Origin of the sequence: Diaphorobacter sp. HDW4B (assembly GCF_011305535.1) — a bacterium.
Lineage (GTDB): Bacteria > Pseudomonadota > Gammaproteobacteria > Burkholderiales > Burkholderiaceae_C > Diaphorobacter_A.
The window spans coordinates 5,398,150-5,423,269 of sequence record NZ_CP049905.1; the positions used below are offsets into that span (position 1 = coordinate 5,398,150).

Consider the following 25,120-nt stretch of genomic DNA (forward strand, 5'->3'; position numbering starts at 1 on the left):
TGCCGATCAAAACTTCAACATCTGACTCACGGCAGTTGTCTGAGCGCAGTGACGAAGGAACGAAGCGAGTTCTGCCGTGCAGCCGGACGAATTTCCAGAATCAGGTCGCCCGTAACGCAAGCGAAGGGTCGTGGACAGCGGGCTCGCCTTCTTTTGCCTACTTTTCTTGGCGAAGCAAGAAAAGTAGGTCGCCCACCGGGGCGAGACCCGGCCAGCCGCCCTCAAACCGAGGTAACGTTGCCCTTCAACATAGGCAAGAAATGCTCCCCATAAGGCGGCAACATCCCCCACTCGCGGCGCGGATCATGTCCGCCTGCGTTGTAGACCGATCGTGCATGGCTGAACTGCAAGAAGCCCTCGCGCCCGTGGTAGTGCCCCATGCCCGACGCACCGACGCCGCCAAACGGCGCTTCGTGCAGAGCGGGGTGCATGGTCACGTCGTTGATCGACACGCCGCCTGACAGCGTGTTGTCCAGCACCCAGTTGCGCTCGGCTTCATCCGTGCCGAAGTAGTACAGCGCAAGAGGACGGTCGCCCGCATTGATCTGCCCTACGGCGTCTTTGATGTGCTGGAAGGTACGCACGACCACGGCGGGGCCGAAGATTTCCTGTTGGGAAATTTGCGCGTCTGCAGGTGGATTGACGACCAGCGTGAATGGAAGGCGACGGTCCTGACCGGCTTCGACTTCGCCCACTTGCACGACACGCGCGCCGCAGTCTTTGGCGTCTTGTACGTAGCCAGCGATACGCGCGTAGTGACGGTCATTGACGATGGGCGTCATGTCGCGATTGCCGGTCGTGCTGGGGTACATGCCCGCGTAGACTTCGCCGATCTTGGCGATCAGGGCTTCGAGTTGGGATTCGTGCACCCAGAGCGTGTCGGGCGCCACGCAGAGTTGGCCGGAGTTCAGCGCCTTGCCCACGGCAATGCGTTCTGCGGCGTTGGCGATGTCGGCCGATTCGCCGATGAGCACAGGGGACTTGCCGCCGAGTTCGAGCGTCACCGGAACCAGATTCTTGGCTGCGGCGGCCATGATGGACTTGCCGACGGGGATCGAGCCCGTGAACACCAGATGGTCCCAAGCTTGCTCGGCAAACGCGGCGGATACGCCTGCATCGCCTTGCACCACGGTCAGCACTGCGGGATCAAAGCGCTTGGCGATGGCGGCGGCCAGCACGCTGGCGGTGCGCGGAGCGATTTCGGAGGGCTTGAGCACGGCGCTGTTGCCTGCTGCAAAAACGCAGGCCAACGGCGACAGCAAGGTGAACAGTGGCGCGTTCCAGGTGCCGATGATGCCGACCACGCCCTTGGGTTGGTACTTCACCCAGGCGGTTGCGCCGAACATGTCGAAGGGCTTGACGGATTCGCGCGGCGAGTCGGCCAGCCATTCACGGAAATGGTCGCGTGCATGCTTGAGCGAGGCAAGCGAGCCCAGCACGTCGTTGGCGAGCGAGAACTCCACCGGGCGACCGCCGAAGTCTTCGCCCATGGCCGCGCACAGTTCGTCCTGGCATTCCACGAGCAGGTCGATCACCTGCTGCAGGCGTTGTTGGCGCAGGTCTGCGCTGACCGCACCTTGCACGATGAAGGCCTGTTTCTGCGCCTGCTGCAGTTGGGCGATGTAGTCAAACGAATGGGGCTGGGTCACTGTCTTGTCTCCTTGGTATGTGGGTGATTATCCGGGCCAGTGGTCACAGTGGATGGGCTGAATATTGGGTTCTAAGGATTTCCCTAGCGTCGTCCAAAGGGACGATGGCGGGCATGATGCGAGCACGCACGATGCCACTCATGCCTACACCCCAACACCCCCCGGTCGTCAACTGGCGCACCCATCTGAGCCTGGCTTTGCTGGCCACGGTCTATATCTTCTCGTATATCGATCGACAGGTCGTCTCGATCCTGATCGAGCCGATCAAGCACGAGTTTGGTGCAAGCGATACGCAGATCGGCATGTTGACCGGACTGGCGTTCGGGCTGTTGTATGCAGCCTTGGGTATTCCCGTAGGCCGTTTGGCAGACAAGCACAACCGCCGCACCATCGTCGCCATCTGCTGCGGCGTGTGGAGCCTGGCCACCATGGGTTGTGGCATGGCGACGCATTACTGGCAACTGTTCGTCGCCCGCATGAGCGTGGCTGTGGGCGAGGCTGGCGGCATGGCGCCGTCGATCTCGATGATTGCCGACATGTACCCGCCCAAGCGCCGGTCGCTGGCCATCAGCTTCTTCATGATGGGGCCGAATCTGGGCGTGCTGCTGGGCCTGTCCATCGGCGGGCTGATCGCGCAGATGTATGGTTGGCGTGCCGCGTTTCTCGCTTTCGGCATTCCTAGTGTGCTGCTCAGCCTGATTGTCTATTGGTTTGTGAAAGAACCGGTGCGCGGCGGATTTGATGCTCCATCGGCCAAAGCTCCCGTACAAGCTGCGACCGCCGAGCCGCAGGAATCCATCGTTCGCCAATCGCTGCGTCTGCTGTCGATGAAGTCATTGCGCAATGTGGCGATTGCCTGCGGCATTGCGGCGATCTCGGGTTACGGCTACGGCGTGTGGGCACCTGCATTCTTCATGCGTGCCCACGGCATGAGCATCTCGCACGCGGGGCTCGCGTTTGGTCTGGCCAGCGGTGTCGGCGCGATGGCTGGTGCACTGTTCTGCGGCTGGCTCAGCGACAAGCTGTGCCAGCGCGACTCCCGCTGGCAACTGGGTCTGCCCGCGCTCGGCGCGTTGATTTCACTGCCCGCCGGCATTGCGGTGTTCCAATGGCCGACCGATGCTTTCTGGACGCTGGGCAGCATGCAGATTCCGCACGCCATGCTGTTCGTGCTGCTCTTTGCGTTCTTCTGCAGCTGGTGGCCTACGCTGTCTTACAGCGCGGTGAGCCAAATGGTCAGCCCCACCGAGCGCGGCGTGGGCGCGGCCTTGCTGAACCTGTTCGTCACCTTGCTGGGCGTGGGTCTGGGCCCGATGGTGACTGGCACACTGAGCGACTATTTCACCGCCACGCAGGGAGGCAACGGCCTGCGCTGGGCATTGACTGCCGTGGTATCGCTGATGGTATTCACCGTGCTGTTCTTCATACTGGCGCTCGGCCCTTATCGTCGCCGCCTGAGCGAGATGAAGCTGGCCATAGCCTGAGCATTTTCCTCGCTATTTCGCATCCATTCAAAACAAGAGACAAGACTTATCCGCATGAGCGCTCCCGTACTTTTCATCACCGGCGCGAGCCGAGGCATTGGTGCCGCCACCGCCATCCACTTTGCAAGCCAGGGCTGGCGCGTGGCGATCACCGCACGCACGCTGACCGAAGGCGCGCAGCACGCACACCAGTTGCGCAAGCCCGATGGCTCGCTGCTCTCCGGCAGTCTGGAATCCACCGCCGCGCAGATCCGCGAAGCCGGTGGCGAGGTGTTCGCACACGCCATGGACCTGATGGATCTCGCTTCGCTGGACCGCGCCACCGACGCGGTGCTCGTGCAATTTGGCCGTGTCGATCTGCTCATCAACAATGCCGTTTATCAGGACCGTGAAGTCAACGCGCTGCTGCCCGATCTGGGCGTGAATGCGCTCGCACGCACCATGCAGGGCAATGTCTACGCGCCTTTCCATCTCGCGCAGCGCCTGTTGCCCGGCATGGTGAATCAGGGTGCTGGGCGCATCATCAATGTGTGCTCCGCCGCAGGGCAGTTCAACCCGCCCGTGCCTGCCGATCAAGGCGGTTGGGGCTTTGCCTACGGCGCATCCAAGGCCGCGATTGCGCGGCTGGCGGGCTGCATCAACACCGAATACAAGAAGCGCGGCATCTGCGCATTCAGCGTGAATCCGGGCGTCGTGACCACCGAAGCGGTCAAGGCCACGCTCGGCGACGACGGCCTGCTCGCGCAGCGCTATGGTGCAGCCACGCCCGAGCAGATTGCGACGGCGCTGTACTGGCTGGCCACGTCCGCCGACGCGCCGCAGCTTGCCAAATCGCCCACCATGATCGATCTGCAACCGCTACTCAAGGAACGCGTCGAAACCGGCGTGCCAACGAACGCGACCGTGTCGGCATAAGCCATTTGCGATAAATCAAACGCGCTCTGCGGCTCTCGTCCAAACAGAGTATGCGAAGCCAGATTGTGTCGCTGAAGATCAGTCGTCCCAACCCCACAACCACATACGGAGACCGCCATCCATGGCAACCACGAAAGACTATCGCCTCGGTGAATTCACCTACCCACGCGGCTGGTTCATGATCTCGGACGCCGAAGCGCTCAACACCCACAAGCCCGTGGCCGTGCGCTTCTTCGGCCAGGACTTCGCGCTGTATCGCGGTCGCGAATCCGGCAAGGTCATTCTTCTGGACGCCTACTGCCCGCACATGAAGACCCACCTCGCAGCGCGCAACACCACCAGCTACGTGGTGCTCGACGGCGGCGGCAGCAACGTGGAAGGCGACGGCATCCGTTGCCCATATCACGGCTGGCGATTCGGCTCGGACGGCAAGTGCGACGACATTCCTTATCACGACGGAGCGATCCCCGCAGCCGCAGCCGTGAAGAGCTGGAAGGTCGAAGAGCGCTACGGCGCGATCTGGGTCTGGTTCGATCCTGAAGGTGGCGAGCCCGACTTCCCGCTGCCCACGTTCGAAGACTGGGACGATGAAAACGTCGTCAACGGCAAGTGGGACTATCTGGGCGAGCTGAACCAGCACCCGCAGGAAGTGGTGGACAACATCGCCGACTACGGCCACCTGAGCCCCATCCACGGCTCCACCGTCGAGCGCTTCGAGAACGAATTCAAGGGCCACAACGCCATCCAGCGCCAGTGCGGTGGCCACCGCACATTGGTGGGCGAAGGCGGCGCAAGCGATATGCTGCACACCGACACTTGGTACCACGGCCCCGGCATCCTGGTCTCGCGCGTCAGCGGCATGTTCAACTCGTTCATGATGATCATGCACACGCCCATCGAAGACGGCAAAGTCAAGGTCTGGCACAACCTGCTGGTGCGCACGGCACACGGCGGCAAACCAGGCATCGCCGACGAAGTCGCGGCCCACCAGTTCCAGGAAGCCAGCCTGCTCGCATTCGCGCAGGACTTCGAGGTCTGGGCGCAGAAGGCACCTTGCCTGAACCCGCTGTTCATCCCAAGCGACGGCCCCTTCCTCAAGGCCCGCATCTGGTACAAGCAGTTCTACAACCCGCGCGCCAAGGCGCAGGACTATCTGGACCAGTGCGAAGGCAAGTACATCCCCAAGGGCATGATCGCCTACACGCCGGAGCCCGAGGAAGCGGCTGCGTGATCCGGTAGTTCCGGATCGAGTTGAACCAAGGTTTGAAGCCCGCAGGATGGAAAGTCCTGCGGGCTTTTTTGCTGGTGCGTTGAATGTCGATCCGAATGTGAGCGTCGACACCGCGACTGCTCAGGGCCTGCTGTGCGTCACCTTCGTCAGCAGGAAGACGCTGTCTCCCCAAGCACAGGAAAGGTCGTCCGAAGGACTGCTCAAATCGCTGGCCGCATGCGAAGCTTCGGCAAGGGATTCAAACCACCACTCGACGATGTAGCCGAACCCATAGCCTTGCGGAGCCGCTTCATCAAGCGTGTTGCAGACCATCCGGTAAGCCTTGTCCAACGCGCCCATACGCCATGACTCCGGCAGAATTGACGGTGCGCTGCGGGCTTTGACGAAAGCGGATTCGCGCTGCAGAAATCCCACCAATATCACCGCATCGCGCGGAGCAAACACGGCGTCGTTCAAATCACCTCGCAGTACATGCTGCTGGCAGAGCATCGAAAAATTGCGCACATAGTCCGCGAACACACGGGGCTCGTCGGGGCGCATGACAGCCAAGGTTTCGGAGTCATTCCAGATCGTATTGCCCGATTCCCGGTCTGCAAGCACCATCAGGTTCACGCCATCGAAATCGCGGCTGAGCGTTGCAGGAAGCGCGTCGTCCAGCACGCGAGAGCATTGGGCGACGGCCTTGACGCGCTTTCCCACGTTCACGCATTGCTTGCCCAGCGCCGAGTGGGATCGCCAGACTTCAGGAAACTCTTGTGGCGCAAACGCCGGGTTGCGGCGCGCGAGGTAGATCATTTTCCAGACGGTTGTTGTCATGGCTTATTTCCCTTTTTTTGGCTCAAGCCGCTGGCGCATGCGCAAGGCGATACGCATTGGGGTAATGCCCCATCGCACGCGAGAACGCAAAGATGCTGGGGAGCATGAAGCAGCTCATGGTGAGAATCGCCAATCGCAAGCCATCGCCCGGTCGGTAGCTGTTGTAGAAATCGCTGAGCCAGCCCGCAACGATGGGCCCAAGACCATTGCCCAGCAACGCACCCGACATGAGCACCATGGCGCTGGCCGTGGCGCGGCGCGATGACGGAACGACCAGACTCAAGGCGGCGTAGGTAGCCGACGCCCACCACGGCGAGAACAGCGCGTAGCCAAGCAGCAGCGCAATGCTCAGATTGAAATGCTCCGTTCCCGTGAGCAGATAACCGAACCCCAGCACTGACGATATGGACAAGGCAAGCACCGGCACGCCAATCTGCCAACGCAGATCGCGCTGCGCCATCCGGTCGGTAAGCCAGCCGGAAAACAGCGCTCCGCCCACCGAGAACAAGGCAGCGCCTGCAGAAATCCAGCCCGCATCACGCAGGCTCAGTTCAAACCGCCGTGCAAGCAAGGCGGTGTTCCAAGCGCCGAATGACAGATTGGCAAACAGCGCACAGGCCGCGCCGATGATGAGCCAGCGCGTCACGGGCTCGCGCCAGATCAGCACGACCGCGGGCGTGCGTTGGGTTGGCACAAGCGGTGAAGTCGCTGCCGCTTTCGCGCCCCGCCCGATCATCGTGCGTTGCGGCTCGCTCACCGTCCAGCGCAGCACGCACGCCAACACCACGCTGGACAAACCGACAAGCGCCATCGTCACCCGCCAACCCCACAGCTCGGCCAGCACCGGCCCAGCCAGCAAGGCCAGCATGGCACCGGCGCTGCCGCCCATGCCGAAGATGCTCATGACCCGTGAACGCTCGTGCGGCGCATACAGATCGGCCAGCATCGACATCGAAGCCGCGCCGCCACCCGCATCGCCCAAGGCAGCACCCGCGCGCGATGCCGTCAAGCCGCTCGATCCTGCGGCCAATGCGCCCAGCGCCGCAATGCCGCCACCAATGCCGCGGCACCAGGCCACCAGACTGCGGCGCTCGGCACGATCCGCCAGACGCCCCATGGGAATGCCGAGCAGGCCAAAGGTGATCGCAAAGCCAAGGCCGGTGATCAGCCCGATCTGCAGATCCGAAAAGCCGAATTCCTGCTTGATGGGCTGCAGCAGCACGGCAAGGATTTGCCGATCCATGAAGGTGACGGCTGAAAGCGCGGTAAGCAGCATCAGCATGCAGCGTCGGGAAGGGTCTGGAGCGTTTGTCTGTGTCATCGCGGGCGAGTTGTCGTTCTATCTATGTTCTTGTTTGAATCGGGCATTCAGGCTGCCGCCATCTGCTCGTCGCGTGTGGCCGCCAACGCGGCCCTTCCCAGCACCAGATCCGCACCCTTGTCGCCGATGACGACGGTCGGCGCATTGGTGTTTCCCGACACCAGATGCGGCATCACGGACGCATCGATCACGCGCAGCCCGTGCACTCCGCGCACCTTGAGATCGGGCGTGACGACGGCCTGCGGATCGCTCGCATCGCCCATGCGGCAGGTGCCGCAAGCATGGTGTCCGGAGCCCAGATACATGCCCAGCCAATCGAGCAGTTCGTCATCTGTTCGCACATCCGCACGCGGGCGTGTCTGTTCTTCGATCAGGCCCGCCAACGCCGGTTGGCGCGCAATCGTCATCGCCATGCGAATGCCGTGGAGCAAGGCCTTGCGGTCGCGTTCATCGTGCAGATAGTTCACGCGCACGCTGGCGAGCTCCTCCGGCTGGCGGCTGCGCAGCTTGAGTTCGCCACGTGAATAAGGACGCACCTGATACGGCGCCATCGTCATGCCGGGAAAGGCCTCCGTGCGGTAGGTTTTTCCATCGCGCATGAAGGCTTCGATGTCGCCCGTCACCGGCAGACCGTGGATCTGAATGTCGTTGTATGGCAAGCTGGGATCGCTGGTGAACCACGCCGCAAATTCCGCACCGGCCATGGCCATGGCGCCGGTTCTGGTGACCAGGTATTTGGCGACCGACGCCGCAATCCCCATGCCACGCAGCGACTTGTTGAAGCTGGGAGTACCGGCCTTCATGCGCCAGGACATGGGCACGATCGCGTGGTCCTGCAGATTCGTGCCCACACCCGGCAGATCGACCAGCACGTCGATGCCCATCTCGCGCAGATGCTCGGCGGGGCCGATACCCGAGAGCATCAGCAACTGCGGCGATTGCAATGCGCCCGCGCACAACAGCACTTCCTTGTTGGCTCGCGCCTCGTGCATGCCGCCGCGCCCATCGCGCCACACGACACCGACCGCGCGGCCGTTCTCGATGAGGATGCGCGTGACCAGCATCTGCGTGCGCACGTCGAGATTCTTGCGCGCCATCGCGGGCTCGATGGCGTTACGCGCGATGGACGAGCGGCGGCCCTCTTTCACATTGGTCTGGAAGATACCCGCACCGTCAGGATGGCCGTTGTTGAAATCGGCACAAGCAGGCAGTCCCGCCTGAATGGCCGCTTGCACCATGGCGCGCGTGACGGGCTGCGGATCGGGCACATCGTTGGCGGTCAGCGGACCGCCTCGCCCGTGCAATGCCGAGTCGCTGAATGCCTGCTGATGGCTAAGCTGGTTTTCGGTACGAACAAAGTATGGAAGCAGCTCCGAGTAACTCCAGCCCTTGGCTCCCAGCTCCGCCCAACTGTCGAAGTCCGCGCGATCGCCTCGCACATAGATCATTCCATTGATCGACGACGAACCACCCAGCCGCTTGCCACGCGGCAACGAGATGGCTCGGCCACCCGCCCAGCGTTCGGGCTCCGTCTTGTGGCCCCACGAATATTGGGGGTTGTAGATCATCTGCCCCCAGCCGGATGGCATGTCGACCAGCAGATCCTTGTGCGTGCCACCGCCTTCGAGCAGCAGCACCTGGTTGCGCGCGTCTTCACTCAAGCGCGCGGCCAGAGTGCCACCGGCTGAACCCGCCCCGATGATGATGTAGTCGAACGTTCCGCCCATGTCTTGTCTCCGTTGTCTGCTTTGTTGGTGTACTGAAAGGAATCCGTTTGGAATTCGCTGAGAGTGCGTTCAGTTTTGCCGCGACATGGCGTGACGACATACTCCAAATGGACGGTGCCCACCGACCTTGGCGACAACGGGCATCACATGCAGGAAAGCCAAGTGGCCAACGCCTTCACGCCGCAACGATTCGAATGGGCATATGCATATGCCTTATTCAGGGGTTGAGCGATGGAGGGAAAACACAGATACTTCGCGCGCCATTAATCGGCACACATGGATTTGAATATCCAAAGGGATATTCAGCGCAATATCACGTTGCTGCAAAGTTTGAATCCACGGATTATTTTGACCAACCAGGAAAATTGAATGACCAGAGTTATGCTGCGCGCCAAGCTCCATCGCGCGACAGTGACGGAAGCGGATCTGCACTATGAAGGCTCCTGTGGGATCGACGAGGATCTGATGGATGCCGCCGACATGCGCGAGTTCGAGAAGATCGAGCTCTACAACGTCAACAACGGCGAGCGCTTTTCCACCTACATCATCAAGGCGGCACGCGGCTCAGGGGCCATTTCGCTCAATGGCGCGGCGGCGCGCAAAGCGCATGTCGGCGATCTGCTGATCATCTGCACTTATTCACCCGTGAGTGATTCGGACGTCGATTCCTGGAAACCCAAAGTTGTACTGCTTGGTGAAAAAAATCATATTCAGTCGATCAAGCCGATCTGAAGAAGATTTGAACAACAAGTAAAAAAGGCCCGGTGTTACCCGGGCCTGAAAGAAACGAACAAAGGAAGCAACGAACTCGAATATCAAAATCAAATCTGCGCTCCTACTTGTTCCCCAGCCAGGCCACGCTGTTGAGGAAAATGCGCACCAGTTCGGTCTGGCGGCGCACGCCTGTCTTGGAGAAGATCGATCGCAGATGCGCACGCGCCGTGTTGCGGCGAATGTTGAGTGCTTCCGCTGCCTCTTCCAGAGACAGACCGTTGGCCAGTTGGATCGCAAGCGACGTCTCGGCCGGAGTGAGCTGAAACAGTTGCTGCGCCAGCTTGACCGGTGGATCGGCCTTGCCGCCGGTGTCGCGCACGAAGACCGCCACGCTCGGACGCTGTTTGCCTTCAGTCCACTCGTCCGGCGAGATGCTCTGCACCACCACGCCCCAGTTGAGCTGTCCGGATTGGCGGCTGACCGACATCCCTTCGGTCATGCTCAGGCGCGAGACCTGCGTGTGCATCAGCGCATCGCGGATCAGGCGTTGCAGCTTGCGGTTGTCGTTGGCGTAGTTGGCTTCGAGCATGCCGCCCGTCACCTTGAGGCCATCCTGCATGTCGAGAATGCTGGTCGCCGCCGGATTCGACTCGATCACCATGCCGTTCTGGTCGAGAATGACCACGCCCACCATCAACTGCGCCATCGCGCGGCTGTACAGGGAGATCACCTGACGGTCCTGATGCACGGCCAAATGCAGATTCAGCGCACGCTTCAAGTGCGGCAGCACCATGCTGCAGAAGTCTTTTTCCTGCTTGTTGAAATTGTTCTCGGTCTCCGGGCGAATCACGCGCAGACCGTAGATGCAGCCATCCTTGGTGGCCACGTCGGCGGCCATCACGTGATAGACGTTGTGATCCTTGCACCAGTCGTTGTAGTAAGCCGAGGCGCGCCATTCCGAATCGGACATGACGTCACTCACCGTCACCACGCGATCGGTCACCAACCCGCGAAACGGGCTCATGGCGATCTTGGGATTGTTGGTCGATATCTCGCGCTTTTCTCCCGCGGCAGACACGATCAGACCGACATCGTCCGCATTGCAGGGGCGCACGATCAGCGAGGCGTAGTTGCCACCCAGCAAGGCACGCAACTGATCGAGAAACGGCTTCCAGCCATCGGGGTCGGTCGCTGCCTCATAGAGCAGACTGGTCAGTCGGCTGAACTGCTCGGCAGTGACAAACTCGGATTGCACTGGTGTGGGGCGGGCGGGAACGACTTTGTCAAAAACGGGAACGTCCTTGAGTACGCAGGCCATGCTTGGCGCTGTGTACGTCGCAAAACTCATTCTGGCGAAGGCGCTTTCCATCATGGTCAACTCTCTTTGCTAGCTTTGGTTTGAACATGGCGATCACTGAATCTCGAACAGGCCGGCGGCACCCATGCCACCGCCGATGCACATGCTCACCACCGCGTAGCGTGCGCCACGGCGACGGCCTTCCAGCAGCGCATGGCCCACCAGACGCGCGCCCGACATGCCGAATGGGTGACCGATGGAGATCGCTCCTCCGTTGACGTTCAGACGCTCATCCGGAATGCCCAGCTGATCGCGACAATACAGCACCTGGCAAGCGAACGCCTCATTGATTTCCCAGAGGTCGATGTCTTTGACACCGAGGCCGTGTTGCTTGAGCAGTTTGGGGATCGCGTAGACCGGGCCAATGCCCATCTCGTCCGCGCGGCAGCCCGCAACCGCCACTCCGCGGAAGATGCCCAGCGGCGACAGGCCACGCTCGCGCGCCTCATCCGCGCTCATCAACACGCTGGCGCTCGCGCCATCCGACAGTTGCGACGCATTGCCTGCCGTGATGAACTGGCCTTCCGGCACCCACTGGCCGTTCTTCCAGACGGGCCTCAGCTTGGCCAGACTCTCCAGCGTCGTGTCAGCGCGATTGCCTTCGTCTCGGGTCAGCGTGACTTCTTCCGAACCCGTGGCATTGCCTTCCTTGTCGAACAATTGCTTGACCGATTTCAGCGGAACGATTTCATCGTCGAACAATCCCTTGGCCTGAGCCGCCGCCACGCGCTGCTGGCTGCGCAACGCGTATTCATCCTGCGCCTCGCGGCTGATGCCGTAGCGCTGGCTCACCAGCTCGGCCGTTTCGATCATCTGGATATAGGCTGTGGGCTCGGCTGCAAGCACCGCCTTGGATTGCGCGCGGTACGCGTTCTTGTGCTTGTTCTGCACCAGCGAGATGGACTCGAGTCCACCGGCCACGGCCACGTCGTACTCGCCCACCATGATGCTCTTGGCCGCAGTTGCAATGCTCATCAGGCCCGACGCGCACATGCGGTCGATCACCATGCCGCCCACGGAATCAGGCAGACCGGCGGTGTAGCCGCACAGACGCCCCAGGTTGTAGCCCTGCGTGCCCTGCTGGGCCGCAATGCCCAGGATCACATCGCCAACGTCGTCGCCCTGAACCTTCACTTTGTCCAGCGCCGCGCGAATCACATGGCCGCCCAGCACCGGGGCTTCCGTGTCGTTGAATGCCCCGCGAAACGCCTTGCCGATCGGGGTGCGCGCTGTCGAAACGATGACTGCGTCCTTCATATCTACTGTCTCCTGACTTCTCGTCTTGTTATCTGCAAGATGGGCTGACGACACCATGCGCCCGCTGCCCATCGACCTTTCCTTGGTTTTGCCGCTCTGCGTCGGCTCACCACTTGCCTTCCAAAATTCTTAACGAAACGTTAATTGTTTCCTCAAAAATGGAGCCGACTTATCGTTTCCACGACAGTTCCGGGTTTGTCCTGATGCTCCACTTCCACGGTGATGCGGATATGCGCCTGCAAGCCGTCTTCGCCCAGCGGCGTAGCGGCAATCACCTCGCCCACACCGCGCACACGCGAGTTCACGCGCACCGGCGCGGGAAAGCGCACCTTGTCGCAGCCGTAGTTCACGCCCATCTTCAAACCGTCGAAACGGGCGAGCTGCGGCAAGAACAGGTTGGCCAGCGACATCGTCAGATAACCGTGCGCCACGCAGGCACCGAACGGGCCGTTCTTCGCGCGCTCGGGATCGACGTGAATCCACTGGTGATCGCCGGTCGCATCGGCAAACAGGTCGATGCGTTCCTGCGTGATCGTCATCCACTCGGTCGCGCCAAGCGACGTGCCGACCGCATCCAGAATCGATTGCACCGAGTTGAACGACACACCGCTCTGCGCTTCGCTTTGGGTGAGAGTGCTTGCTTCGCTGTTCATGGCATCAAGCCCTTTGCGAACTGACGGAAACCACCTCGCCCGTCATGTAGGAGGAGTAGTCGCTCGCGAGGAACACCATCACATTCGCCACTTCCCAAGGCTCGGCGCCACGGCCGAAGGCTTCCTTTTCCGACAGCTTGGCCAGTAGTTCTTCGGATGCCGATTTCTTGAGAAACGCGTGGATCGCAATCGATGGAGCCACCGCGTTGATGCGCACGCCGTGCTCTGCCGCTTCAAGCGCCGAGCAGCGCGTGAAAGCCATCACGCCCGCCTTCGCCGCTGCGTAATGCGCCTGCTCGGTCTGCGCGCGCCAGCCCAGCACCGACGCGTTGTTCACGATCACACCCTTGCCGCGCGGCTGCATCACTTTGAGGGCAGCGCGCGTCATGCGGAAGGTGCCGGTCAGCGTGATGTCGATGACCTTGTGCCACTCGTCGTCGCTCATGTCGACCACCTTGCAGCTCGTGCCCAGACCGGCGTTGTTGATCAGCACATCGATGCCGCCCATGGTCTGGTCAGCCTCGTGGACCAAGGCTTGCACCTGGTCTTCCTTGCTCACATCGCAGAGCTTGCCGAAGACGTTGGTCAGCCCGGTTTCCGCTTTGATCTGCGCGACCGCCTCGGCCAGACGACGTTCGTGCACGTCAGAAACAAACACGGCCTTGCAGCCCTCTTCCGCGCAACGGCGCGCCGCCGCAAAACCGATGCCGGCACCGGCAGCCGCCGTGATCAGCGCGGTCTTGTTCTTGAGCAGTCCGTGAGGAGCGACGTATTCGGGTGCGGAGACAGATACAGAAGTCATGAAGCGGGAAAGAAATGGAATCTGATGATTGTTTGCAGTGCCCCAATCATCGTCATCCCGCTGCGGCGCAACATCGTCTACCTGGACGATAGGCCAATCCCTAATTCGCCATGGATTCGCCTCGATTTCAGCCCGATTTGCACCGTTATGGCGCAGCAAACGACAATTCTCCGCGCCACTCGCTGGTTTTCCCTTAAGCAAAAACCCAAATCAACCACCCACATGCACTACCGCCGTTGAACGCCCCATCTCAGCGGCTTCCGAGCGGGCGAACAAACTGCTGCTCGGTCACGCGCGAACCCCAGTTGCAGCCCTCTTGCTCCCACACCAGCTCAAATCCAAACGACTCGTACAACTTGCGCGCGGCGTCCAGTCCCTTGAAAGTCCAGAGATGGGTCTCGGCAAAACCGCGAATGTCGCAGAAGGTCATGGCGTCGGCCATCAGTTGTCTGCCCACGCCCGAGCCTCGGCATCCGTCGTCCAAAATGAACCAGCGCAGATGGGCCTTGTTGTCACCCAGATCCTGTCCGTCAATGGCCAGCGAGCCCACGATCCGTCCGCTCAGATTTGCCGTCCATACCCGGTTGCAAGGCTCACCCAGACGCCCTGCAAACTCCGCCATGCCAGCAGCAACCTTGCTCTCGAAAAACTGCCCAAAGCCCGAATGGGCCGCGTAGAACAACGCATGCATCTCGGCGACACGGCCCACCAGTCCGGGTTGATAACCCGTCCTGACTAGCACTTCGCTTGCCGGTGCATCTGCACGGCCAAGACGATGCGCCTTCAGGCCACCGGCATACGCCGCCAACCCTTGCGCCACTGCCTGCTGCTGCGAGGGGTTCAAATGCTTCAGAGCATCCTGCACCTGCGTCTGCGCAAAGGCGTGGATCTTCTCGACCGTGCGATGCCCCTTCCGGGTCAGGCTGAGCTGCTTGGCGCGCGCATCACCAGCGGCGGACTCTTCCGCCAACTCCCCGGACGCCACCAGCTTGGCGACCATGCGGCTGACGCTCGACTTGTCCAAACCCAGAAAGCCCACCAACTGAGCGGAAGTCAGCGCCCCCTGCGCGCCCACCTCCATCAAGGTATGCACTGCAGAAGCAGAGTGGCTGGTGGACGCCAACGTCGAATCCATGAACCCCAGCTCACGCACCATTTCGCGCGATGCGGCGCGAATCCGGTTTGCGAGCGCTTGCTTGTCAGTCATTCCATACCTCCATATCTCCGGCTTCTTTATTGGTTGCATTATGCAATCATTTAATTGTTTCATACAACCATTCAGCAAATATCTGCCACCCTCTCAAATTACCCACTCTCAGGGATATACGGATGCGAACCCAGCCCGTACGCTCATGTGGATCGAAGGAGTGTCTTCGAGAGGCATGGATCATGAGACCCATGTATCCTTGAAGAGTCGCCGCATAGTTCAAAAGCATGTGCAGTCCGTCGCCACATCACTCCACGCGGATGACGCCCGATGGCGAGGGGCGAACGCTGATCGTTCAACTGCGCACACCATGTGCGTGTCGAATCGAACCTGGCCCAAACGGAACCGTGCTGAAGGTTGCGCTGACGGTAGCTGGGCCCAACTCATGACGTGATCGCTGTGCCAAACACAACGCCCGCCAGGCTTGTGCGCCTGCGGGCGTTTTGTGGACTTGCAGTCAGCAAGAATGCGCTCTGGAACCGACTCGTTTACCTCGGCATTCCCAGCGCCCGCTCGGCCATCAGATTCATCTGGATCTCGTTGGTGCCCGCGTAGATCGTGTCGGCGCGGCTGACCAGCCAGAGCTGCTGCAGCGGCCGCAGTTCAGGATCGGAAAGCGCCAACTCGCCCTGCTCTCCCAGCACTTCCATCGCCAGTTCGCCCAGATCGCGGTGCCAGTTGGACCACGCGTATTTGGAGACCGATGCCACGCGCTGTGATGTGCCTTCGCCCGATGAACGCAAGGCGTGGCTGCGCAGGGTTTGCAGACCGAGCGCTGCCTTGGCCAATCGTTGACGCAGCAGTGGATCGCGCGCCGCGCCGTTCTTGCGGGCGAGTTCGAGGATCAGGTTCAGTTCATAACGGAAATGCGCCTGTTGGCCGAGCGTGGACGCACCGCGCTCGCAGCCCAGCAGGTACATCGCCACCTTCCAGCCATCGCCGACCGGGCCGAGATGCAGACTGCCTTCGGTGCGTGCGCCGTCGAAGAAGACTTCATTGAATTCCGACGTACCGGTGATCTGGCGAATCGGGCGCACTTCGACCCCGGGCTGGTGCAGCGGCACAAGCAGCAGCACCATGCCACCGTGGCGAGCGCCGTTGCCGGGTGCGGCTTGCACGACCGTTTCGTCGCAGCGCGCGAGCACAAAAATCCAGCCGGATTCATGCGCCCACGAAGTCCACACCTTCTGGCCGTCGATCACCCATTCGCCGGTGGCGGGATCGATGCGTGCCCTGGTGCGAATGCCTGCAAGGTCGGAGCCTGCTCCGGGTTCAGAATAGCCCTGCGCCCAATAATCCTTGCCCGCGAGAATGCCCGGCAGAAAGCGCGCCTTTTGCTCCGGCGTACCGTAGTGCATCAGCGTGGGCGCAAGCAGCGTTTCGCCGATATGGCCGATGCGACCGGGGCCGCCGCAACTCACATACTCTTCGTGAAAGATCACCTGCTGCGCGAGGGTCGCCGCACGGCCACCGTGTTCTGCCGACCAGCCGATGCCGGTCCAGCCACCCTTGGCGAGTTCCTGCTCCCACTCCTTGGCGAGTTGCGCGTCATAACCTTCGGCGCCCAGTCCGCTGGCGTGCTTGAGCGATGCGAATCTGCCCGTGAGATGGCTGTTCATCCATTCGCGCACTTCCGCGCGAAAGGCTTCGTTGATTTCGATTTCTTGCACGTTCATGCGGCCTCCAGCGCTGCGGTTTCTGCTTGTGGTTCCGGTTGATCGAGCAGACGCACCGCCACGGCTTCGCGCCATTGCTCGACCGTGCCCATGCGCTGGCTCAGCGTCTGCGCGCGGCGGAAGTACAGATGCGGATCGAACTCCCAGGTGAAGCCCACTCCGCCGTGCAGTTGAATGCACTCGCGCGTGGCGAACAAGGCTGCGTCGGTCGCCTCGCTGCGCGCCTGCGCGGCCAGCATGAAAAATTCATCGCCCACCGCGCCAGCATCCGCCGCCACGGCAGCGCTGTAGACCGCCGAGCGAGACATTTCGACTCCGACCAGCATTTGCGCAGCCTTGTGCTTGAGCCCCTGGAATGACGCCACCGCTTTGCCGAACTGCACACGCTCCTTGGTGTAGTTGACCGCCATATCAAGCGCGCAATCCGCCACGCCCACCTGCTCCGCCGCGAGTGCAATCGCCGCAAAACTGCGCAACTCAGCCCACAGCGAATGCAGCGCATCGCCATTCACCAACACTGCACTGCCCGCCAACTTCACTTGCGCCGCCGACACATTGGCGCTGGTGCGCGTGCCATCCACCGTCGCCAAAGCCTGCACCGACACGCCTTCCGAATCGGCAGGCACCTCCAGCAACGCGAGCGAGCCGCACGGCAAGGTGGCAGGAAGAATGAACACATCCGCCGCCGCGCCAGAACCGACCTGCGGCCATTGACCATCAAGCACCAGAGAACCACCATCGACTACCACGCGTGCACTCGCAGACAGCGCACCGCGCACCGTCATGCCGATCACGCACACCTTGCTCGATTGCGCCAGCCGCTCGACCACAGCCAGTCCGCTTTCGCTCTCGCTCAGATGACGCCACAGCGGCGTCGGCACCACCACCGCATCGAAGAACGGCACACAAGCCAGATGCGCGCCCATCTGCTCGGACAGCAGCACCAGCTCCATGAGCCCAAGCCCCATGCCGCCAGCCACTTCCGGCAACGCCACCGTGCTCCACCCCATCTCGCACACCTGCTGCCACAGCACACGGTCAAAACCGCCCCGCTCCTCAGCCACCTCGCGCACCTGCGCGCTGGTGCTGTTCTCCGCCAGGAAGACAGCAGCAGACTCCGCAATCATGCGTTGCTCGTCATTCAAAACCAGATCCATGATGCGTACTCAATCAAAATGGAAAAAACGAAAGAAACCCAAAGGTATTGCGAAGCAAGCAGTCCTAGCAGCGATCACCACGCTTCGATCCACCACCCCAACGCCAAGACAGCCCTTCAGGCGCGACGCAAAGCCGCAGACAGTATGTTCATACGGCAAGGCTTTGCAACAAAGCATGAAGGGCTGTATTGGCGTCTCAAAACGACTCACCAATCGAAGCCAAACAGGCTTCGTCACCCAGTCAAAAAAAATCAAGTCCCATAAACCTTCTGCGGCACACGCCCTTCGGATATGAGCTGATCAACAACCAAGCCCAGTTCGGCAGGAGCCCAACGCGCACCCTTGTCGCGAATGACTCCCGTGAACCACCCATCCGCCACGGAGATTTCACCCCCCTTGGCCTCAAAGCACCGCCCCGTCACATGCTTGGACTGCGGGCTCCCCAGCCACACAACGATGGACGCCACATTCAGCGGATCCCAGGCATCAAACCCGCTCTCCGGCTTTTTAACCATATCCGGCATCGCCCCTTCGGTCATCGAAGTGCGTGCCGCAGGAGCGAGACTGTTCACCGTGACGCCATAGCGCGCCAACTCGGCCGCCTGCACCAGCGTCAAACTCGCAATGCCACCCTTGGCCGCCACATAGTTGCTCTGGCCGATGGAGCCCTGCAGACCCGCGCCGGAGCTGGTATTGATGATGCGTGCATCCACATCCTTGCCAGCCTTCTTCTGATCACGCCAATAGCGGCCAAAGGTGTTGCCCATGCAGAAGTGACCACGCAAGTGCACGCGCATGACCATGTCCCAGTCGTCTTCCGACAGGCTAAGAAACATGCGGTCGCGCAGCACGCCGGCGTTATTGACCAGCACATTCACATCGCCGAATGCAGCCACGGCGGCATCCAGAATCGATTGCGCACCTGCCATCGTGGTGATGTCGCCCGTGTTCGCCAACGCCTTGCCACCTACGGCGATCACCTCGTCGGCCACAGCCTGTGCGGCTTCCGCACGGATGTCGTTGATCACCACGTTCGCGCCTTCCTGCGCGAAAGCCAGTGCGTAGGCGCGGCCCAGACCGCCACCAGCGCCAGTGATCACCACGGTACGTTGATCGCAAATATCCATTTTCTGTTTCCTTTGATTGACTGTTCTTCTGTTCTGGACTGGTTTAAGCCTTGAATCCGCTCAAGTCCGGCATGCGCTGCGCCCACGGATGCATCTGCTCCAGTTGAGCTGCCAGGCGCAGCAAGCGGCCTTCGCCACCGAAGGGAGCTACAAAATGCGCGCCAATCGGCAGGTTGTCTGCCGTCCAGTGCATGGGCACGCTCATTGCGGGCAGGCCGCTCAGGTTCATGAGCGAGGTGAAGGCCGATGATTTCATCGCCTCATTCGCGTAGCTTTGGTATGGCTGATCGAGACGCAGCGCACCCAGCAGTTGCGGCGGCACGGCTGTGACCGGCGAAAGAATCAGGTCGTATTGCGTGAGGAATCGATCCAGCAACTGCCCTGCCCTGTCAAAGCCCGCACGGGCAGAGAACAGTTGTGCAGCAGTTGCGCTCTTGGCGGATTGCAAAGCGGCCCAGTCGAGTGGTTCGAATTCGTCCTCGCGCGCTGCACGGCCCAGTTGCTTCTCGCGCGCCTGTACCGCCACCAGCATGCCGGCCCCCATCGCGGAGCCCATGCCGGCGAAAATTTCGGCGACGGGCAACTCGGGCATCTTTTCTTCGACGATGTGGCCCATGGCCTCGCAGGCCTTGGCAGCCTTGTCGAGCGCAGCCAGGCAATCGGCATGAACCGGAATGCCAAAGTAGTTGCTCCGCCAGATGGCTATGCGCAGTCTCTTCTCGGGCGCAAGCGAGAGCGCCTGGAGATAGGTGCCGGGCACATCGGATGGCGGACGCACGCGCGAGCCCGCTTCAGGCCCGGCCCCCAGATCGAGCAGCAAGGCGCTGTCGCGCACCGTGCGACTGATCGCGTGACCGATCGACAGGCCAATCGCGCCATCGATTGCGAACGGACCCGACGGCGTGCGACCACGGCTGGGCTTGAGGCCAAACATCCCGCAGTGCGAGGCGGGAATGCGGATCGAGCCACCGCCATCGGTCGCATGTGCCACCGGCAGAATGCCTGCGGCCACGATGGCCGCTGCGCCGCCCGACGATCCGCCCGTGGTGTGCTTGGCATTCCACGGATTGGGCGTGACGCCGTGCAGCGCCGATTCGGTCGTCGTCGTCATGCCGAATTCGGGCGATGCCGTCTTGCCGAAGATGTTGAGCCCGCCCGTCTTGTGGCGCGCAACGATGGTGCTGTCCATCGGCGCGACCGCGTCCTTGAAGAAGCGGCAACCATGGGTGGTGACGGTGCCCTGCAAAGTCACACCCAGGTCCTTGAGCAGGAACGGCACGCCCCACAGCGGCGCATGGGCCGTGGCCTCGGTGCGCGCTGCCGCGCCCAGAGTCGAGAGCTTCTTCGCCTGCTCGCGCGCCAGATCGAAGTCGCGCACGACCACAGCGTTCAGTTTGGGAAAAGCCTCGACGCGCGCGATCGTCGCATCCAGTGCTTCGAGCGGCGTGAGTTCACCGCCGCGCAACTGCGCTGCCCATTCGATGGCATCCGCCGGTGGCTTGGAGGATGAAGCCGCTGCCGCACCAAATGCGGTCGTGCCCATGGAGCCTGCAACTGCGGTCATGGCCGCGCCTTTCAGAAAAGTGCGGCGGTCCCAATGACCGTCGGGTTTGTCGACTGAATTCGCCTGCATGGTGTCTGTCTCCGTTGTTCTGGTCTGTCTCACCGCGCAGGGATCAAAGGCGTTCGATGATGGTCACGTTGGCCTGACCACCGCCTTCGCACATGGTCTGCAGGCCATAGCGGCCGCCCGTGCGCTCCAGCTCGTGCAGCAGCGTGGTCATCAGCTTCGCGCCCGATGCGCCCAGCGGATGGCCGAGCGCAATCGCGCCGCCGTTCACGTTGGTCCTGGCATGGTCGTAGCCGGTTTCCTTGAGCCAGGCCATCACCACCGACGCGAAGGCTTCGTTGATTTCGACCAGGTCGATGTCATCAAGCTTCATGCCGGCCTTCTTGAGCGCATATTCCGTCGCGGGAATCGGCGCGGTCAGGTGCCAAATCGGATCGTCCGCACGCACGCTGATGTGGTGGATGCGCGCACGCGGCGTGAGCCTGTAGCGCTTGAGCGCTTCTTCCGACACCACGAGCACGGCAGCCGCCGCGTCGCAGGTGGAGCTGGAAACCGCAGCCGTGATCTTGGGGTAAGTCGGATCGACAGGCTCCAGCGTCGCCATCTTTTCGAGCGTGGAAAGGCGCGCCGTCTCATCCATGCGGAAGTCGCCAAATGGCATGACTTCGCGGTCGAAACGGCCTTCGGCAATCGCTTTCAACGCACGATCGTGGCTTTCCTTGGCGAAGACTTCCATGTCCGCGCGCGAGACATTCCAGTGGTCTGCAATGCGCTGTGCTGCATAGAACTGGTTGACCGGCGCATCGCCAAAACGTGCTTGCCAGCCCTTGCTTTCGGCAAACGGCGTGGTGAAACCCAGTGGCTGACCGGCCAGCATGGCCGATGAGATCGGGATCGCCGTCATGGTCTGCACCCCACCGGCCAGCACCACGTCCTGCGTGCCGCTCATCACGGCCTGCGCGGCGAAATGGATGGCCTGTTGCGACGAGCCGCATTGGCGGTCGATGGTGGTGCCCGGCACGTTCAGCGGCATGCCAGCTGCCAACCATGATGTTCGCGCGATGTCGCCCGCCAGCGCGCCAATGGTGTCCACGCAGCCGAAAATCACGTCGTCATATTCCGACGCCGGAATGTCGTTGCGCTCCACCAGCGCCTTGATCACATGCGCGCCCAGATCGGCACCATGCACCTGCGCCAGCGATCCCTTGCGCTTGCCCGTGGGGCTGCGCAGCGCGTCAACGATGTATGCCTCAGCCCTCATGCCGCGGTCTCCTCTGCCTTTGTCCGTGCCTGTGCCTGTTGGAAGTACTGCATGCATGCAGCACCTGTGCCCGCGCTTTGATTCGCAAGGCGGTCGAAGGTATTGCCCGGTCCGACAGGCGGATTGCAGCTTGCGAGCAGGCTTTGCGCCAGTCGCTCGTTGTGAAAGCCGCGATCGCCCCAGGCCGCATCGAGCACCCACGCACGCTTCATGAACATCTGCAGGTCCACTTCCCATGTGTAGCCCATGGCACCGTGCACCTGCAGACCATTGCGCGCGCCGAGCCAACCGGCCTCGCCCGCCTGCAGCTTGGCGTGCGACACGCGGGTGTTCACATCCAGATCGTCGTGCTGCATGGCGTAGAACGCGCGGTAGAGCACGGGTTTGGCAAACTCGATCTTGGTGACCACGTTGGCCAGGTGATGCTGCACCGCCTGGAAGCTGCCGATCACCTTGTCGAACTGCTTGCGCTGCGCCACATAGTCCACCGACAAATCGACCATGCGCTGGGCCAGACCCACCATCTGCGCGGCTGCTGCCAGTGCACCGCGATTGGCCGCACGCGCCCAGAGCTGGTCGCCCAGCACGCCATCGGTCAAGCGGGTTTCAGCGCTCGGAGTCCACTGCACGTTGTACAGACGACGCGACGAATCGATGCTCTTGAGAGCCTCGATCTGGCAGTTGGACGGCACCACCGCGTGCAGTTCCAGACCTTGCGGCGTGGCGTGCGCAAGCAGCAGCAGATCGGCGAGTTCCGCGTCAGAAACACAGGGATTGATCGGATGGCCCACGGCCACGCGCGCCGATCCATCGGCAATGCGCGGCAGCCATACGGTGCGCACCGCGTTGTCTTCAGGCAGTTCGGTCAGCAAGCCAGCGGCGATGTAGGCGGTGTCGGTCAGCGAGTCGGGCAACGCGTAGTAGCCCACTTCCTGCAGCAGCATCGCCCAGTCCACGTCGCCCATGCCGAGGCCGCCGAAGGCCTCGGGAATCGACAGGCCCATCAGCCCTTGTGCGGCAATCTTGTTCCACAGCTCGGGGCTGCGGCCGGATTCGGTTTCCCATATGTCGCGCAACAATTCGGGCGCGGCTTCCGTCATCAGGAAGCGGCTGACCGTGTCGCGAAACGCGATCTGGTCTTCGGAGAAGGTGAAGTCCATGGAGTGTTCTCCTTGAGTTCCTATGAGGTGGACGGGTCAGGACTTGGGCAGTCCCAGCATGCGTTGCGCGATGATGTTGCGCTGAATCTCGTTGCTGCCCGCGTAGATCGGCCCTGCCTGCGAGAACAGGAAACCATCGAGCCATTCGTGTGCTTCCGGATCGTCCAGCACCTCGGCGCGCGGGCCGAGAATGCGCATCGCGGTTTCGTGGATCAGGATGTCGAGCTCCGACCAGACCAGCTTGTTGGTGCTGGCTTCCGCTCCAATGTGAAAGCCCTTGTCCAGCTTGCCGACCGTGTGATACGACGACTGCGTGTAGGCTTCTGCGCCCTGCCAGGCACGCAGCACGGCATCGCGAATCGACGAGTCGCGGTCCGCAATCACCTGATGCTTCTTGTACAGTGCAATCAGCTTCTGCGCGCTGCGCTGGTAGCGTGCAGGCGAACGCAGCAGCAGGCCGCGCTCGAAGCCAGCCGTGGCCATCGCCACGTTCCAGCCCTTGCCTTCCGCGCCCAGCAGGTTCTCGGCAGGCACTTCCACATCGTCGAAAAAGATCTCGGCGAAATGCTCCTTGCCGCTGATGTCGCGGATCGGGCGAATCGTGATGCCGGGTGTCTTGAGCGGCACCAGGATGTAGCTCAGGCCGTGGTGACGGCTCGATTGCGGATCGCTGCGGAACAGGCCAAAAAGCCAGTCGGCAAACACGGCGCGCGTGGACCAGATCTTCTGGCCATTGAGCACATACTTGTCGCCTGTGCGGATCGCGCGGCTCGAAATCGCCGCCATGTCGGAGCCCGCATTCGGCTCGGACCAGCCCTGCGCCCACATGTCGTCGCAACGTGCCATGCGCGGCAGAAAGCGGGCCTTCTGTTCTTCGGTGCCGAACTCCATGAGCGTGGGGCCGAGCAGCAAGATGCCGTTCTGGTTCACGCGCTGGGGCGCATCGGCGGCCCAGTACTCTTCTTCAAAGATCAGCCACTCGTTCAGATCGCAGCCGCGCCCGCCCAGTTCCTGGGGCCAGGTCACGCTGCTGAATCCGGCTTCGGCCAGTTTCGCTTCCCATTGGCGATGCTGCTCGAAGCCTTCGCGGGTGTCGTAGCTCGCCAGTTTTTCGCGCGGCACATTGTCCTTGAGCCAGGCGCGCACTTCCGCGCGAAAGGCCTGCTGCGCGGGGGTATAGGTCAGTTCCATGGTGAAAGTCTCCTCGCTCGCTGCGCGGTCAATGAATCAGAACTTGGCGTCCCGCTTTTCCACGAACGCATCGCGCGTCTCGGCGGAATCGGGGCTCATGTAGGCCTGCAGGGTGAAGCCCTGCTCCCAGCGGTATTTGTCTTCCAGATTGCCGTCCTCGATGCCGGTCAGCGCCTCCTTGGCGATGCGGATCATGGCCGGGCTCTTGGCGGCGATCTTTCCTGCGATTTCCATCGCCATATCGCGCAGTTGCTCGCGTGGGACAACACGTTCGATCGCACCCCAGGCCAGCGCTTCCTTCGCGCCGATCATCTCGCCCGTGAAGAACAGATAACGCGTTTTCTGCACGCCGAACATGCGCTGCAGATGTGCGGCTCCGCCCATCGCACCGCGGTCCACTTCGGGCAGGCCGAAGGTGGCGTCTTCGGCAGCGATCACGATGTCGGCGGCCCCACAGATGCCGATGCCGCCACCCAGCACAAAGCCGTGCACGGCGACGATCACCGGCACCTTGTTCAGATGCACGGCCTTGAACGTGGCGTAGTTGCCCGCGTTCACATCGATGATGAGCTTGTCGTTGGCGGCCAGCTCCTTGATGTCCACGCCCGCGCAGAAACCACGGTTTTCGGCGCGGATCACGATCACGCGGGTCTGCGGGTGGTTGCCCAGCGCTTCGATTTCACGCGCCAGACCGTTCCAGCCTGCGGCGTTGAGGGCATTGACAGGAGCACGGTCGATCACCAGTTCGGCGATGCCGTCGTCATGAATCCGTGAGTGGAATTGGGAGCTTGCAGAAGTGGAGGACGAAGACATGAAATGGTTCTCTCTCGGGTTGTCTCTTGTTT

Annotated in this window: 21 protein-coding genes; 4 read left to right on the plus strand and 17 right to left on the minus strand. The window is 61.9% G+C overall.

What is annotated here, in order from left to right:
- Positions 1-221 precede the first annotated feature (221 nt).
- Positions 222-1,649 (minus strand): aldehyde dehydrogenase family protein, encoded by a 1,428-nt coding sequence (locus G7048_RS24605; protein WP_166070649.1) that lies wholly within the window; start codon positions 1,647-1,649, stop codon positions 222-224.
- A 140-nt stretch (positions 1,650-1,789) separates the two neighbouring features.
- Here G7048_RS24605 and G7048_RS24610 point away from each other — a divergent pair, with 140 nt between their 5' ends.
- From G7048_RS24610 to G7048_RS24620, 3 genes are all read left to right on the plus strand, one after another.
- The gene (locus G7048_RS24610) at positions 1,790-3,133 is read left to right on the plus strand and encodes an MFS transporter (protein WP_240933104.1); all 1,344 of its coding nucleotides are present in this window, start codon (positions 1,790-1,792) and stop codon (positions 3,131-3,133) included.
- Between the two features lie 54 nt (positions 3,134-3,187).
- Positions 3,188-4,048: an SDR family NAD(P)-dependent oxidoreductase gene (locus tag G7048_RS24615; RefSeq protein ID WP_166070650.1), complete on the plus strand. Its 861-nt coding sequence runs from the start codon at positions 3,188-3,190 to the stop codon at positions 4,046-4,048.
- A 121-nt stretch (positions 4,049-4,169) separates the two neighbouring features.
- Positions 4,170-5,279, plus strand: a complete 1,110-nt coding sequence (locus tag G7048_RS24620) for a Rieske 2Fe-2S domain-containing protein (RefSeq protein WP_166070652.1) — start codon at positions 4,170-4,172, stop codon at positions 5,277-5,279.
- Positions 5,280-5,399: 120 nt separating this feature from the next.
- Here G7048_RS24620 and G7048_RS24625 read toward each other — a convergent pair whose 3' ends face one another.
- The 3 genes from G7048_RS24625 to G7048_RS24635 all read right to left on the minus strand — a co-directional run bounded on the left by G7048_RS24625 (position 5,400) and on the right by G7048_RS24635 (position 9,143).
- Positions 5,400-6,095, minus strand: coding sequence for an EthD domain-containing protein (locus G7048_RS24625; RefSeq protein ID WP_166070653.1), 696 nt, complete (start codon positions 6,093-6,095; stop codon positions 5,400-5,402).
- 22 nt (positions 6,096-6,117) lie between these two features.
- Positions 6,118-7,377, minus strand: coding sequence for an MFS transporter (locus G7048_RS24630; RefSeq protein WP_166070654.1), 1,260 nt, complete (start codon positions 7,375-7,377; stop codon positions 6,118-6,120).
- Between the two features lie 86 nt (positions 7,378-7,463).
- Entirely contained in the window at positions 7,464-9,143 is a 1,680-nt protein-coding gene (locus tag G7048_RS24635; RefSeq protein WP_166070655.1) for a GMC family oxidoreductase, read from the minus strand.
- 369 nt (positions 9,144-9,512) lie between these two features.
- Here G7048_RS24635 and panD point away from each other — a divergent pair, with 369 nt between their 5' ends.
- Complete coding sequence (panD, locus tag G7048_RS24640) at positions 9,513-9,875, plus strand: aspartate 1-decarboxylase (protein ID WP_166070656.1); 363 nt, start codon at positions 9,513-9,515, stop codon at positions 9,873-9,875.
- A 103-nt stretch (positions 9,876-9,978) separates the two neighbouring features.
- Here panD and G7048_RS24645 read toward each other — a convergent pair whose 3' ends face one another.
- The 13 genes from G7048_RS24645 to G7048_RS24705 form a co-directional block, all read right to left on the minus strand.
- A complete protein-coding gene (locus G7048_RS24645; RefSeq protein WP_166070657.1) occupies positions 9,979-11,229 on the minus strand; it encodes a helix-turn-helix transcriptional regulator in 1,251 nt (416 codons plus the stop codon).
- A 39-nt stretch (positions 11,230-11,268) separates the two neighbouring features.
- Positions 11,269-12,471, minus strand: a complete 1,203-nt coding sequence (locus G7048_RS24650) for an acetyl-CoA C-acyltransferase (protein ID WP_166070658.1) — start codon at positions 12,469-12,471, stop codon at positions 11,269-11,271.
- Positions 12,472-12,623: 152 nt separating this feature from the next.
- Positions 12,624-13,124, minus strand: a complete 501-nt coding sequence (locus tag G7048_RS24655) for a MaoC family dehydratase (protein ID WP_166070659.1) — start codon at positions 13,122-13,124, stop codon at positions 12,624-12,626.
- 4 nt (positions 13,125-13,128) lie between these two features.
- Positions 13,129-13,926, minus strand: a complete 798-nt coding sequence (locus G7048_RS24660; protein ID WP_166070660.1) for an SDR family oxidoreductase — start codon at positions 13,924-13,926, stop codon at positions 13,129-13,131.
- A gap of 250 nt (positions 13,927-14,176) precedes the next feature.
- The gene (locus G7048_RS24665) at positions 14,177-15,133 is read right to left on the minus strand and encodes a helix-turn-helix domain-containing GNAT family N-acetyltransferase (protein WP_166070661.1); all 957 of its coding nucleotides are present in this window, start codon (positions 15,131-15,133) and stop codon (positions 14,177-14,179) included.
- A 488-nt stretch (positions 15,134-15,621) separates the two neighbouring features.
- On the minus strand, positions 15,622-16,809 hold the full coding sequence (locus G7048_RS24670) for an acyl-CoA dehydrogenase family protein (protein WP_166070662.1): 1,188 nt from the start codon (positions 16,807-16,809) through the stop codon (positions 15,622-15,624).
- The gene (locus G7048_RS24675; RefSeq protein ID WP_240933105.1) at positions 16,806-17,966 is read right to left on the minus strand and encodes an acyl-CoA dehydrogenase family protein; all 1,161 of its coding nucleotides are present in this window, start codon (positions 17,964-17,966) and stop codon (positions 16,806-16,808) included. The genes G7048_RS24670 and G7048_RS24675 overlap by 4 nt, the downstream gene beginning before the upstream one ends.
- 251 nt (positions 17,967-18,217) lie before the next feature.
- Positions 18,218-19,093, minus strand: coding sequence for an SDR family oxidoreductase (locus G7048_RS24680; RefSeq protein ID WP_166070663.1), 876 nt, complete (start codon positions 19,091-19,093; stop codon positions 18,218-18,220).
- A 43-nt stretch (positions 19,094-19,136) separates the two neighbouring features.
- Entirely contained in the window at positions 19,137-20,726 is a 1,590-nt protein-coding gene (locus tag G7048_RS24685; protein ID WP_166070664.1) for an amidase, read from the minus strand.
- A 43-nt stretch (positions 20,727-20,769) separates the two neighbouring features.
- A complete protein-coding gene (locus G7048_RS24690) occupies positions 20,770-21,924 on the minus strand; it encodes an acetyl-CoA C-acetyltransferase (RefSeq protein ID WP_166070665.1) in 1,155 nt (384 codons plus the stop codon).
- On the minus strand, positions 21,921-23,084 hold the full coding sequence (locus tag G7048_RS24695) for an acyl-CoA dehydrogenase family protein (RefSeq protein ID WP_166070666.1): 1,164 nt from the start codon (positions 23,082-23,084) through the stop codon (positions 21,921-21,923). Before G7048_RS24695 ends, G7048_RS24690 begins: the two co-directional genes overlap by 4 nt.
- A 36-nt stretch (positions 23,085-23,120) precedes the next feature.
- Positions 23,121-24,275: an acyl-CoA dehydrogenase family protein gene (locus tag G7048_RS24700; protein WP_166070667.1), complete on the minus strand. Its 1,155-nt coding sequence runs from the start codon at positions 24,273-24,275 to the stop codon at positions 23,121-23,123.
- A gap of 36 nt (positions 24,276-24,311) precedes the next feature.
- A complete protein-coding gene (locus tag G7048_RS24705; protein WP_166070668.1) occupies positions 24,312-25,088 on the minus strand; it encodes an enoyl-CoA hydratase family protein in 777 nt (258 codons plus the stop codon).
- Positions 25,089-25,120 lie beyond the last annotated feature (32 nt).